Source organism: Fulvivirga sediminis (assembly GCF_016757215.1).
Classification (GTDB): Bacteria; Bacteroidota; Bacteroidia; order Cytophagales; family Cyclobacteriaceae; genus Fulvivirga; species Fulvivirga sediminis.
Genome location: NZ_JAESIY010000007.1, coordinates 115,226 through 128,419 on the forward strand (window position 1 = coordinate 115,226; position 13,194 = coordinate 128,419).

The 13,194-nt window shown below is 40.8% G+C and carries 8 protein-coding genes; all 8 read left to right on the top strand.

The genetic code is table 11. From position 1 onward, the window contains the following. Positions 1-108 precede the first annotated feature (108 nt). The 8 genes from JL102_RS13680 to JL102_RS13715 all read left to right on the top strand — a co-directional run bounded on the left by JL102_RS13680 (position 109) and on the right by JL102_RS13715 (position 13,132). A complete protein-coding gene (locus tag JL102_RS13680) occupies positions 109-2,526 on the top strand; it encodes an RICIN domain-containing protein (RefSeq protein ID WP_202244982.1) in 2,418 nt (805 codons plus the stop codon). A 134-nt stretch (positions 2,527-2,660) separates the two neighbouring features. Continuing rightward, positions 2,661-3,056 (top strand): hypothetical protein, encoded by a 396-nt coding sequence (locus JL102_RS13685; RefSeq protein WP_202244983.1) that lies wholly within the window; start codon positions 2,661-2,663, stop codon positions 3,054-3,056. Between the two features lie 78 nt (positions 3,057-3,134). After that, positions 3,135-4,733, top strand: coding sequence for a glycoside hydrolase family 43 protein (locus JL102_RS13690; RefSeq protein ID WP_202244984.1), 1,599 nt, complete (start codon positions 3,135-3,137; stop codon positions 4,731-4,733). A 57-nt stretch (positions 4,734-4,790) separates the two neighbouring features. Further along, the gene (locus JL102_RS13695; RefSeq protein WP_317191640.1) at positions 4,791-5,879 is read left to right on the top strand and encodes an endo-1,4-beta-xylanase; all 1,089 of its coding nucleotides are present in this window, start codon (positions 4,791-4,793) and stop codon (positions 5,877-5,879) included. Between the two features lie 2 nt (positions 5,880-5,881). Continuing rightward, positions 5,882-7,825, top strand: coding sequence for a glycoside hydrolase family 97 protein (locus JL102_RS13700; protein WP_202244986.1), 1,944 nt, complete (start codon positions 5,882-5,884; stop codon positions 7,823-7,825). Between the two features lie 18 nt (positions 7,826-7,843). Then, positions 7,844-10,402: a glycoside hydrolase family 9 protein gene (locus tag JL102_RS13705; protein WP_202244987.1), complete on the top strand. Its 2,559-nt coding sequence runs from the start codon at positions 7,844-7,846 to the stop codon at positions 10,400-10,402. A 7-nt stretch (positions 10,403-10,409) separates the two neighbouring features. Further along, complete coding sequence (locus JL102_RS13710) at positions 10,410-11,750, top strand: family 43 glycosylhydrolase (protein ID WP_202244988.1); 1,341 nt, start codon at positions 10,410-10,412, stop codon at positions 11,748-11,750. A gap of 20 nt (positions 11,751-11,770) precedes the next feature. After that, entirely contained in the window at positions 11,771-13,132 is a 1,362-nt protein-coding gene (locus JL102_RS13715; protein WP_202244989.1) for a glycoside hydrolase family 43 protein, read from the top strand. Positions 13,133-13,194: the final 62 nt, after the last annotated feature.

Consider the following 13,194-nt stretch of genomic DNA (forward strand, 5'->3'; position numbering starts at 1 on the left):
GATGAGGGAGTTTTGATACACATAATCTGTCTTAAAATGACTTTTGACACAAATGTCTCAACTTGTCTTTTTTCAGAATGAAATTTCACACAATTAAATCACAATACGATGATAGCTAAAAAAGCATTATCAAGGATAATAGTAGCGTTAATGCTACTCATTCCCTTGTTTTCATTGGCTCAAACCTCAAATATATATATAGGCAGCACAGATCAGAATATCCGTGGCTTTGGAGGAATGAACTTCCCTCGTTGGATATCTGACCTATCTACATCCCAAGCAGATAAAGCCTTTGGTACTGGTGCGGGCCAAATAGGTTTGTCTATACTAAGGATTAGTGTATCACCTAACCGATCAGATTGGGCACTGGAAGTTCCCACTGCACAAAGAGCCAGAAGCCATGGGGCCATAGTTTTTGGAACCCCTTGGTCTCCACCTGCTTCTATGAAAACCAACGGCAGTACCATAAAAGGACAGCTAAGAACAGATCAATATGGTGCTTATGCTAATTACCTAAGAGACTTTGCCAATTATATGAATACCAATGGTGTTCCTTTATTTGCAGTGTCAGTACAAAATGAACCAGATTTTCTTCCAGATTATGAGTCATGCGGTTGGAACCCTTCTCAAATAAGAACTTTCTTGGATAACAACGCTTCCGTGATCCCTACCAGAGTGATGGCTCCGGAAGTAGTCCATTATAACAGTAGCTATATGAACACTGTAGCTCCATCATCTCAAGTAGATGTTATTGCCAACCACAATTATGGTGGCCTACCCACTCGTGATCCATCAGGAAAAGAACAGTGGATGACAGAGCATTATACCAGCAGTGATAGAAGTGCTAACTTATGGCCAGATGCCTTACTGGTAGGTAAAGAAGTTCATGACTTCATGGTGAATGGCTATAGCGCCTACATCTGGTGGTATATCAGAAGGAGTTATGGTCTGCTTACAGAAGATGGCAATGTATCTAAACGTGGATATGTAATGAGTCATTTCTCTAAGTTTGTGAGGCCTGGCTTTACAAGAGTGAGAGCCGATGCTACCCCTACTTCAGGTGTGAGCGTAAGTGCCTATCAAGACGGTAACACTTTAGTTTTTATTGCTATAAATCAAAACTCTTCATCAAGAAATGTCACTTTCAATTTCTCAGGAAATAATGTAAGCAATATTACTAAATGGGAAACTACTGCCAGTGCTAACGTAGCTCAGGTAAATACTTATGCCGGAGGTGGCACTTTCACCAACAGTTTAGCAGGAAATAGTATCACTACCTTCAGGGGGACATTAGGCACTTCTCCCGGTGGCAGCACTTCCGTATGGCTAGAGGCAGAATGTGGTGAGGTAGGTTCTTTATTCCAAGAGCAAACTGGTAATTCTTCATCTAATAATGGCTATGTATCAGTGGAATCAGGAAATAACAGCCTTTCTTCCGCACCTGGCACTACAGGTCGTATAACCTATTCATTTAATGTTGGTGAATCTGGTTCTTATACGCTATGGGCTAGAGTAATAGCACCTAATGCGGATGATGACTCTTTTTGGGTACAGATAGATGGTGGTGACTGGCTGAACTGGAATGGCATAGCACCTGGTGCTACCAGCTGGACTTGGGATGACGTGTCGAGTTACGATCTGAGCTCAGGCAATCATACTTTGACCATAGGTTACAGAGAAGACGGAACGCTATTAGATAAATTATACATAACCAATACCGGTCAAACGCCTACAGGTAGTGGTTCACCTGCCAATAATTGTGGGGACGATGGCGGCGGTAGCACAGGACTTGTGAATAATGGTATTTACGAAATAGAATTTCAAACTGACCCTGGTAAAGTCTTAGACTTAAGAAACGGAGAAGACGTAAATGGAGCCGTTCTGAGACCATGGGAGCGTAACGGTGAAACAGCTCAGCAGTGGATTGCTATTGACGCAGGTAATGGTAACTGGAGATTTGTTTCCAAAGCCAGTGCTTCAGATAGGGTAATTGATCTTGCCAATGGCACTACTGAAATTGGCACCTCTATCCGCTTATGGGAGAATTTAACCAATAGCGCCCAAGCCTGGAAGGTAGAGCCAGTAAGCAATGGATATTACAGAGTTCTATCTTCTTTAAATACCAGCCGCAGCTGGGATGTTGCCAACTGTGTTATGGATGGTTCTGTTCCTCTTCAGTTATGGGACTATTATGGTACTTCATGCCAGTTATTTAAGTTCAACTACATCAGTACTTCATCTGCAAGAGTGTCCGGTGCCGCAACCTTACTAGCTGAAGAAGCTGATACCCAGCAGGAATTGATGGTTTACCCCAACCCGTCCCATAGCGGTGAATTTAACCTGGTAGTGAAGGATATGGATAACTATGACGTAACCATATTCAGTACTGTAGGTAAAGTGCTATTTGAACAAACAGGAGTAAAAAGCGATGCCGGCAGGTTAAATACTGGTCTCGCAGAAGGCGTATATATTCTTCAGGTTAAAGGAGAAAATGGAATTTTAACTAAAAAAATACAAGTTAACTAGAAAGAAGCGCCCACTCAGTAGTAAATATTTTAGTTTATCTAAGAATATTAATAGATAAATCAAAATTAGTTAATATAAATAAAGTGTAGTTGCTACACTTTATTTATATTAACAATAATAAACGTTACTACTTCATGAACCCGCTTCCATACTTTACCAATAAGGCCAGAATAGCCTTATTCCATTCTAAGTTTGATCTTCATCAAACGTTAGCAGTAAGTCCTTCTTCATCCGCGAAGACAAATTTACTACATGCCCACTTCACGTACAGGCAAACACCTAATATAGACACCCTACTTAGGTTTATCATCCACTCGTTAATTCATTCATTCACCAAAATATACACTGTTCAACCTTATCCTTCAGCATGCAAAAACAAGCTGGGACATGGAGGGACTATAGAACCGAAGATTGGAACCTGTGCGGATTCTTATTTATTGATTAGTGATAAGACAGGAGAGGGACACTCACCTCAAAATGAGCCAGCTTCTAATGGCAACAGGCAACCTTATACTTTTCAATTTTGGTAAGACATCAACATATTTTCAAATATGTTTGATCCATATTATAAAGGCTAAACCTTAAATTTTTAACGCTACTACTCAAAGATGATTTACCCTACTAAAAACCAATGGACCAAGACTTTTGTGGGCTTATTACTGTTTCTGTCCATTTTACAAACACATGCCCAAAAGCTGCAGAGTGACAATGGAGATGGCACCTTTACCAACCCGGTCATAGCTTCAGACTTTCCAGATCCTGACGTAATCAGGGTAGGAGATACCTACTATATGGTTTCTACTACCATGTTCATTTTTCCAGGTGTTAGCATCATCAAATCAAAAGACTTAGTCAACTGGGAGTATTGCAGCAATGCTGTACCTCGATTCAATGAAAGCCCTTGTTATAATCTGGACACCTGCAGCCGTTACGCTCACGGACAGTGGGCTACCAGCTTGAAATATCACAATAACAAATTTCATTTGCTGTTTATTACCTTGGACGAAGGCGGCTATCATCTGACGGCCGATAAAGCTGAGGGTCCATGGGAAATGGAAAAATTACCCAAAGGCTTTTATGATCCGGGTTTATTCTATGATGATAATGGAAAAATTTATGTAGCACATGGCTATGGACAGGTGAAGATTACTGAGGTAGATGAGAACCTGGCACCCATCAGCGGAGATTCTTTGGTATATGAGGGAGACATCCGCGGCGGCTTGGAAGGCTCACATGTCTATAAGATTAACGGATATTATTACTTGTATTCTACTTACGGAGGCCGAGATGGTATTCAGGTGGCCTTGCGCTCTAAGAGCATCTGGGGGCCCTATGAACAAAAGGTGGTGATCAGAGACTTAAATGAAGGCCCTACTTTCGGTATTCATCAGGGAGCTTTAATCCAAACACAAACTGGAGAATGGTGGACCATGCTTTTCGTAGATAGCGGACCTTTTGGCAGATTTCCGTCATTACAACCTGTTACCTGGGTAGATGGCTGGCCAATGGTAGGGGAAAATGGTAGGGGGGTGATCACTCATAAAAAGCCAGATGTGGGTAAAACCTATCCCGTCAAAAATTTTCCCACTTCCTCGGAGTTCGATGAGCAAGAATTAGGTATGCAGTGGGGCTGGAACCATAACCCCGATCCCCAAAAATGGTCGCTAAAAGAGAAAAAAGGTAGTTTAAGATTACACACCGCCAGTGTTTCCAATGATCTTAAAATGGCCAGAAATAGCTTAACGCAAAGAACCTGGGCCTATTATTCAGACACTATTCCATCTACAGCTATCACTAAGCTGGATGTGAGTAAAATGCAAGAGGGTGATGTAGCGGGAATAGCCATTTTTCAAAATCCTTATGCTTATATAGGAGTCAAAAAGAACAATGGAAAGTACGAACTGATCATGGTCAATGATGGTAAAACCATAGAAACTATACCTTTAAAATCGAAGACCATCTACCTTATGGCTCAGCCTGATTTTGGCAGTAGCAAAGCTTCTTTTGCCTATAGCACAGATAACAAGCATTTCAAGAAATTAGGCAATGAGCTGAACATGCAATTTAAGCTAGACATTTTCACAGGCAATAAATACATGCTTTTCAACTTCGCTACTAAGTCATTGGGAGGCTACGTTGACTTTGACTGGTTCAGGGTAGATCCTTCCATCGGGTATATTCCAAGTAAAGGAGAATTACTTAAATAAACAGCTATGAAAATAAGAAATATAATCGTGATAATGAGTGTTTTAACTCTCATTATCGTGTCAACAGCATTCAAAGTAGTAACCATAGGTAAGTCGCCTGTTCCATCATTAAAAGAGGCCTTTTCTGATCAATTTCATATTGGCACCGCTTTAAATGCTTTCCAAATCATAGGGAGAGATACAGCAGCCATGAAAGTGGTAAAAAGGCATTTCAATGCTATAGTGGCAGAGAATTGCATGAAAAGTGGCAGAATACAACCTAAAGAAGGTGAATTCGATTTTAAACTGGCAGATCAGTTTGTAGAATTTGGAGAGAAGAACGACATGTTGATCAATGGGCATACTTTGATCTGGCATTCTCAAGCTCCTCAATGGTTTTTTACAGACAAAGAAGGAAAAGATGTATCTAGAGAGGTACTGATCCAGCGAATGAAAGACCATATTTATAAGTTGGTGGGCAGGTACAAAGGACGTGTTCATACCTGGGATGTGGTCAATGAAGCCGTGTTGGATGACGGTTCGTATCGTAAAAGCAAATTTTATGAAATTATAGGAGAAGAGTTTATCTCGTTGGCCTTTCAGTTTGCCCATGAGGCCGATCCAGAAGCAGAATTATATTACAACGACTATTCTATGGCTATCCCAGAAAAAAGAGCTGGTGTGGTAGCCATGGTAAAAAAACTGCAAGAAAAAGGCCTTAAAATAGATGGTATCGGTATGCAAGGCCATATTGGCATGGACTATCCTGCTATTGAGGAATTTGAGCAAAGTATTCTTGCCTATTCCCAGCTAGGCGTGCAGGTGATGATTACTGAACTGGATCTTACGGTTTTGCCATCTCCTTGGAACCAAACAGGGGCCAATGTTTCGGATAATTATGAATATGATAAAAAGATGAATCCTTACCCTCACGGATTACCTCAGGAGGTAGAGAAAACCTTTACAGAACGATATACTGATTTTTTCAAGCTATTTGTAAAGCACCAGGATAAAATTTCCAGAGTCACTTTTTGGGGAATAAACGATGGACACTCCTGGAGAAACAACTGGCCCATTCGAGGCAGAACAGACTATCCACTTCTTTTTGACAGGGATAATAACCCCAAGCCAGTGGTAGATTCAATCATTAAAATCGCAAAACAATAAACATGAATAAATACATTAAACTATCTATTCTTATACTCTTCATATTCTCTAGAGACGTTTTCTCGCAGCAAGCAGTGGTAAGCAGTCCCGATGAACAACTCCAGGTAACAGTAAGCCTGAAAGAAGGAAAACTGTTTTATACACTGACTTATGCTGACCACACCGTTCTAGAAGAATCTCGTTTAGGATTTATTACTAATCTGATAGACTATTCTGAAAGTCTTTCTTGGGAGGGCAGTGAGATCAATCCATTAAATTTTACCTATGAACAAGAAAAAATAAAGCAGGCTAAAGTGCATTACCAAGGCAATGAACTTACCTGTATGCTCAGCAACCGCGATGAACGGCCATTAAGACTTGTTTTCAGAGTGAGTAATCATGATGTGGCTTTCAGGTATGAGGTTCCAGAAACGAAATCTCCATTAGCATTAGTAGTAAAAGAGGAGCTTACCGGATTTAATTTTATAGAGAACGCCAGAAGTTATCTCACACCACAGTCTAAGCCAATGGTCGGCTGGGAGAGAACCAAACCCAGTTATGAAGAAAGGTATGAGATTGATAAGGCCATTACCACCAAATCATCTACAGGAATGGGCTTCACATTTCCCGGGCTGTTTAAGTCAGGCGAAGAGTGGGTGCTAATTTCTGAGACTGGTGTTAGCGCTTTGTATTGCAGTTCTCACCTCAGCGATCCGGATGATGAAGGAAATTATCAAATTGCCTTTCCTAATGAGGAGGAGAATAATGGTTTCGGAAGTACAGGTGCAGCCATTGGCTTACCTGCTGCAACGCCTTGGCGCACCATTACCGTAGGCAACAGCCTTAAGCCTATCATAGAAACCACTGTACCTTACGATGTAGTGGAACCATTGTATGAACCTTCACAGAAATATGAATATGGCAAAGGCACCTGGAGCTGGATCATGTGGCAAGACAACAGTATGAATTATGAGGATCAGAAAACCTATATTGATCTGGCCTCAACACTTGGCTATGAATTCATTCTAATAGATGCTTTATGGGATAAAAACATTGGATACCATCGCATGGAAGAGCTTATTCAATATGCATCATCTAAAAAGGTGGGGGTTTTCTTATGGTACAACTCCAATGGAGCCTGGAACGATGCTCCTCAATCGCCTAGAAATAAGATGAATACCGCCATAGCTCGTAAGAAAGAAATGAAGTGGATGCAAGAGCACGGAGTGAAGGGTATAAAAGTTGACTTCTTTGGAGGCGACAAGCAGGAAACCATGAGGTTATATGAAAATATCCTTTCTGATGCTAACGACTACGGTCTGATGTTAGTTTTTCATGGTACTACGTTGCCAAGAGGTTGGGAAAGAATGTATCCTAATTTTGTAGGTAGTGAGGCTATATTAGCTTCAGAAAACCTGATGTTCAGCCAGGGATTTAATGATATTGAAGCCCTGAACGCTACGCTATATCCATTCATAAGAAACACCGTGGCCAGTATGGAGTTTGGGGGTGTAGTATTGAATAAAAGATACAACCGCACTAATGATGGTGGCAATCATCGAAGAACTACTGATGCCTTTCAGCTAGCTATAGCAGTTTTATATCAAAACCCAGTTCAATTCTTTGCCTTAACTCCTAATAATCTGGAAGATGCGCCAGACTTTGCCATTGATTTCATGAAGGAAGTGCCTACGACCTGGGAAGAAACGCGATTTATTGATGGATACCCTGGAAAATACTGTGTACTGGCTAGAAAAAGTGGCGGTAGATGGTATATAGCGGGTGTAAATGCTCAGAAAAAGAGTATAGACCTGAAGTTATCCTTACCCATGCTTTCCGGAAAGTCGGTGCAGCTATATGGTGATAGCCAAGATGGTCAGAGTTTTTCAAAAAATGCTAAGATTAATAAAAATGGAATTATAAAAATTACCATCCAACCAAATGGCGGAGTGGTAATAAAAGAATAGACTATAACTAACCTAACCATGAATCTTTACCTTAATCTACCTTTAAAAATTAACACAAAATCGTTATTCATAGCCATCGTATGGTGTTTGAATTTGCTTCTTATTAGCTCAGGGTGGAGTCAGCAATTGACTTTGAACGATAAGGAGTATTTCGAGAAGCCAGGTGTAAACATTCTGGTTTTCAGTAACCAGTATAACGGCATGTTCTTCGATGAGAAAACGGCCGGCATAGAACTTATTCATCATGGTGTGCGCACGGCCACAGGAGGGGCCGTGCGTTTGCAAAACACCCCGGAGCAGTGGGACCTGGTTCCCACTCTTACCGATAGAAAGGTGGATAAAGACAACAACAGCATTGAGGTGACCTTACACTATAAAGAATTGGATTTTTACTCTCGAGTAAAAGTGACTTCCAAAGACCAGGGAGTAGAGATCAATGTGTACCTGGATGAGCCTTTACCAGAAAAGCTGCTCGGCCGAGCAGGATTTAATTTTGAGTTGATACCAGCGGCCTACTTTGAAAAGAGCTACCTGGCAGACGGAAAGCCGGGAATATTTCCGTTATACCCAGCGGGCAAAACTTCCATAGTTCCTAAAAGTGAAAAAATACAGCAGTTTGCCGGACATACCACTTTTGATGACCGGGGTAAGGATGAATTTATAGTTCCTTCTCCAATGGCCACTGGTAAGACCTTGATTCTCTCTCCTGAAGATCCTGAAAGCCGTATTAAAATTACTTCTGAGTCTGAAATAATGCTGTTTGATGGACGCTTGTTAGCTCAAAACGGATGGTTCATAATACGCAGCATTCTGCCTTCAAACAAAACAGGCAAAGTGCTAACCTGGTATATGGAGCCTAATGCGGTGCCCAATTGGAAGAGAGATCCGGTAATTGCTTTTTCACAGGTAGGCTACCTGCCAGAACAGGAGAAGGTCGCGGTCATTGAATTAGATCAGTATGATACGCCGCTGAAAACGGCTTCTTTATACCAGGTAATGCCCAATGGTACTGATAAGGAAGTGCTCAAAACAGAGGTGAATAATTGGGGAGCCTATATGCGCTATAATTATCTGAAATTTGATTTCACCCAAATAAAATCTCCCGGACTTTATTATATAAAATATGGTGATCAGCAAACCAATGTTTTTTCTATTGCGGCCAATGTATATGATAACATCTGGCATGCTACCTCTGATGTATGGTTCCCGGTACAGATGGATCACATGGAAGTGAATGAGGGATATCGTGTATGGCATGGTGAGCCTTTTATGGATGACGCACTTCAAGCGCCATTAAATCATGAACATTTTGATGGTTATAGTATGGGCAATAGCACTGATACTAAATATAAGCCTTTGGAAAGAATTCCTAACCTTACTATAGGGGGCTGGTTTGATGCTGGTGATTTTGATATTCAGACAGGCTCACATTGCCATACCATTTTAAGCTTAGTGGAAGCCTATGAAAACTTTAAACTAGACAGAGATGAAACTTTCATTGACCAGAAGAATCGATATGTAGACATTCATCGCCCTGATGGTAAAGCAGACATTTTACAACAGATAGAACATGGCACTTTAAACATAGTAGCACAAGTCATTAATATTGGCCACCCTGTGAGAGGAATAGTAGTACCCAACTTGCATCAATATCATCATTTGGGTGATGCCATGACGGAAACAGATAATATGCCATACAATGCAGAACTAAAGCCTTATGAAACAGACGGCACCTACAGCGGCACCTTAGATGATAGATGGGCCTTTACTACCAGAACACGCTTCCTGGATAATTTCACCACCGCGGCACTAGCCGCTGCACACCGTGCACTAAAAGGCTTTAATGACACGCTTTCTAATCAAAGCCTTAAGTATGCTGTGCGTTTATGGGAAGAAAAAGACCAAGTGAAAGAAGATACTACTAAATGGGTGCAGCGTTTCGGCAAACGTATGGAGGCCGCGGCTTCTCTTGAGCTATATATTACTACTAAAGAAAAAAAATATGCCGATTATTTCGAAAAAATCATTTGGTCCATTATTGATGAACCTAGGATGGGAGGCATGTCAATGGCGCTGCAGGCTTATCCGTTTATGGACAAGGGTTTTCAAAAGAAGCTGAAAACCAAAATGTCTGATTATAAAAAGTCATTAGATGAATTAGCCAAAGAAAATCCCTATGGTGTACCTATCTCTGGAGATGGCTGGGGAGGAAATGACCGAATTATAGGATGGGCCACTACAAACTATTACGCCCATAAATTATTCCCGGAAATCATCAGTGCCGAATATGTGTACAAAGGGCTTAACTATATCTTTGGCTGCCACCCATATTCTAATATTTCTTTTGTATCGGCTGTGGGTACAAAATCTAAGAAAGTTACCTATGGTAATAACCGGGCTGATTTCACTTTTATTGCCGGTGGAGTAGTACCAGGCTTGCTTTTATTAAAACCAGATTTTCCTGAAAATAAAGAGGACTGGCCTTTCTTCTGGGGTGAGAATGAAGTAACAGTGGGTATTTGTGCAGATTATATTTTGTTAGGTGCCGCCACAGGAGAATTGTCAAAAGAACAATAATTCATTTATGAAAAGCTTTAAGTCATTGGTATTCACAGGTTTGTTACTATTGTCACTTACCTCTTTTAGCCAAAATCCTATTATACAGGATCAATACACGGCTGACCCGACAGCGAGGGTTTTTAATGGTAAGATCTATGTATTTCCTTCCCATGATATTTTTGCTACCGAAGGAAAAGGTAGGCCAGGATGGTTTGCCATGGAAGATTATCATGTATTCTCATGTTCCAACCTTACTGACTGGACAGACCATGGCATGATCGTAGACCAGAAAACTGTACCGTGGGCAGTCCATGATGCTTATAGCATGTGGGCTCCAGATGCGGTTGAAAGAAATGGGAAATATTATTTCTATTTTCCTACCAGAGCTCAAGATACCACGCTCAATGGACAGGGTTTTTCTATCGGGGTAGCTATTGCAGATAAGCCATCCGGCCCGTATACTCCAGAATCAGCGCCTATTGCTGGGGTTAAAGGAATAGATCCCAATGTTTTTATTGATAAGAACGGTCAGCCTTACTTGTATTGGTCTCAAGGGCATATTTATGGCGCTAAATTGAAAGAAAATATGCTTGATTTAGCCACAGAACCGGTAATACTGGAAGACCTACCACAAAAAGGACTAAAGGAAGGCCCTTTCGTTTTTGAGAGAAACGGCATTTACTACATGACCTATCCTCATGTGGAAAACAAAACAGAACGGTTGGAATATGCCACTGGAGACAACCCTTTAGGGCCATTTAAATTCAGAGGTGTGATTATGGATGAATGGGCTAACGGCTGCTGGACTAACCATCATTCCATCGTTAATTATAAAAATCAATGGTACTTATTTTATCATCATAATGATCTTTCTCCAGATTTTGACAAAAACAGGTCTATTCGTATGGATAGCCTTTTCTTTGATCAGGATGGCAGCATTCAAAAAGTGATACCTACGCTAAGAGGAGTGGGCATAACCCAGGCAACAGACAAAATACAGCTAGATAGGTATAGCAATAAGAGTGATGACTTAGCCATTGCTTTTAATAATCCAGATAATACTTTCGAAGGGTGGCATTTGACATTCACAGAACCCGAACAATGGGTGCAGTTTAACGCTGTAGATTTCACAAAAAACCTGAATAATATAAAGATTCAATCAAAGGCAGATAAAAAAGCCGTGTTGGAAGTTCGCATGGACGATAAGAGTGGACCATTACTAGCAAAAATTGACATTGACTCCAGCACTGACTGGACCTCGAGTGAAGCTAAACTTTCAAAGTACAAACCTGGAGTCCATAATTTATTCGTGATTATCAAGTCAGGTAATGTTGAAGTAGATTGGCTACAATGTCTAAAAGATTGAATTTGAAAATTCCCTATTCCATGAAAAGCTCAAGATTTTTCCATTTTGCATTTCTTATTTTATTATCCCATTATTCATTTGGTCAAAATCCTATTATCCAGACCATGTATACCGCAGATCCTGCCCCCATGGTATATAATGACAAACTTTATCTCTACACAGGCCATGATGAAGATGAGTCTACCTGGTTTGTGATGAATAACTGGAAACTGTATACCACAGAAGACATGGTGAACTGGACAGATCACGGAGCTGTGGCATCTTACAAAATTTTTGATTGGGCCAGCGGGGATGCCTGGGCTATGCAAGTGACTGAAAAAAATGGAAAATTTTATCTATATGCTCCTGTTATTTCAAGAGAAACCAATTCTCCAGCTATAGGGGTAGCGATTTCAGATAGTCCGTATGGCCCTTTCATTGATCCTTTAGGAAAGCCTCTGGTGCAAACAGGAAAAGGCGATATAGATCCTGCCGTTTTTATCGATGATGATGGACAAGCTTATTTATACTGGGGGAATCCGTTTTGTTATTTTATGAAGCTGAACGAAGACATGATCAGTTATAATGGGGACATCAACAAAGTACCTATGACTGTGGATGCATTCGGTAAGAGAGAAGGGCAGGTTAAAGATAGACCAACCCTTTACGAAGAAGGACCTTGGTTGTATAAGAGGAAAGAAAATTATTATCTACTATGGGCAGGCGGTCCGTTGCCAGAACATTTGGGCTATTCCTTATCTCAAAGTCCTGAAGGGCCCTGGACATATGGTGATGTCCTCATGCCTGCAGAAGGTAGAAGCTTTACCAATCATCCGGGTCTTATAGATTTTAAGGGCAAGACCTATTTGTTCTACCACAATGGCGCCTTGCCAGGAGGTAGTGGTTTTAACAGATCAGTTTGTGTACAAGAGGTGCAATTTCAAAAGAATGGGGAAATACAACCTTTAACTATGAATGGGGCGGCCATAAACAAAGCCCTTCAAACACTGAATCCTTATCAAAAAAATGAGGCAGAAACTATAGCCTGGTCAGAAGGTGTTAAAGCTGATCAAAATGAAGCAGTAGGAGTGTTTGTGAAAGCCACTCAGGACAATGCTTATATCCAAGTGAAATCAGTCGATTTCAAAGAAGGAGCCAATAAATTCAGGGCCAGATTAGGAACAACTCATTACAATGATGTAAACATGGAAGTGCGCCTGGACACAAAGGATGGCCCCTTACTAACAACTTTCCCTGTGCCTATGACTAAAGGTAGTGACAGATGGGCTTTGTTGGAGAAATCCATATCCAAAACCTCTGGTATTCATGACCTTTACTTTGTGTTTAGAGGTAAGAAGCCTGGCATACTGATGTACTTTGATTACTGGATGTTTTCACGGTAATGATTTTCATTAGCTCTAGTTAACTCTGATTTATACAAGATACTTTAAAATCTATTTCAACT

Coding starts and splice junctions, on each gene's coding strand:
- JL102_RS13680 (WP_202244982.1), top strand. CDS start 109: ATGATAGCTAAAAAAGCATTATCAAGGATAATAGTAGCGTTAATGCTA.
- JL102_RS13690 (WP_202244984.1), top strand. CDS start 3,135: ATGATTTACCCTACTAAAAACCAATGGACCAAGACTTTTGTGGGCTTA.
- JL102_RS13685 (WP_202244983.1), top strand. CDS start 2,661: ATGAACCCGCTTCCATACTTTACCAATAAGGCCAGAATAGCCTTATTC.
- JL102_RS13705 (WP_202244987.1), top strand. CDS start 7,844: ATGAATCTTTACCTTAATCTACCTTTAAAAATTAACACAAAATCGTTA.
- JL102_RS13715 (WP_202244989.1), top strand. CDS start 11,771: ATGAAAAGCTCAAGATTTTTCCATTTTGCATTTCTTATTTTATTATCC.
- JL102_RS13700 (WP_202244986.1), top strand. CDS start 5,882: ATGAATAAATACATTAAACTATCTATTCTTATACTCTTCATATTCTCT.
- JL102_RS13710 (WP_202244988.1), top strand. CDS start 10,410: ATGAAAAGCTTTAAGTCATTGGTATTCACAGGTTTGTTACTATTGTCA.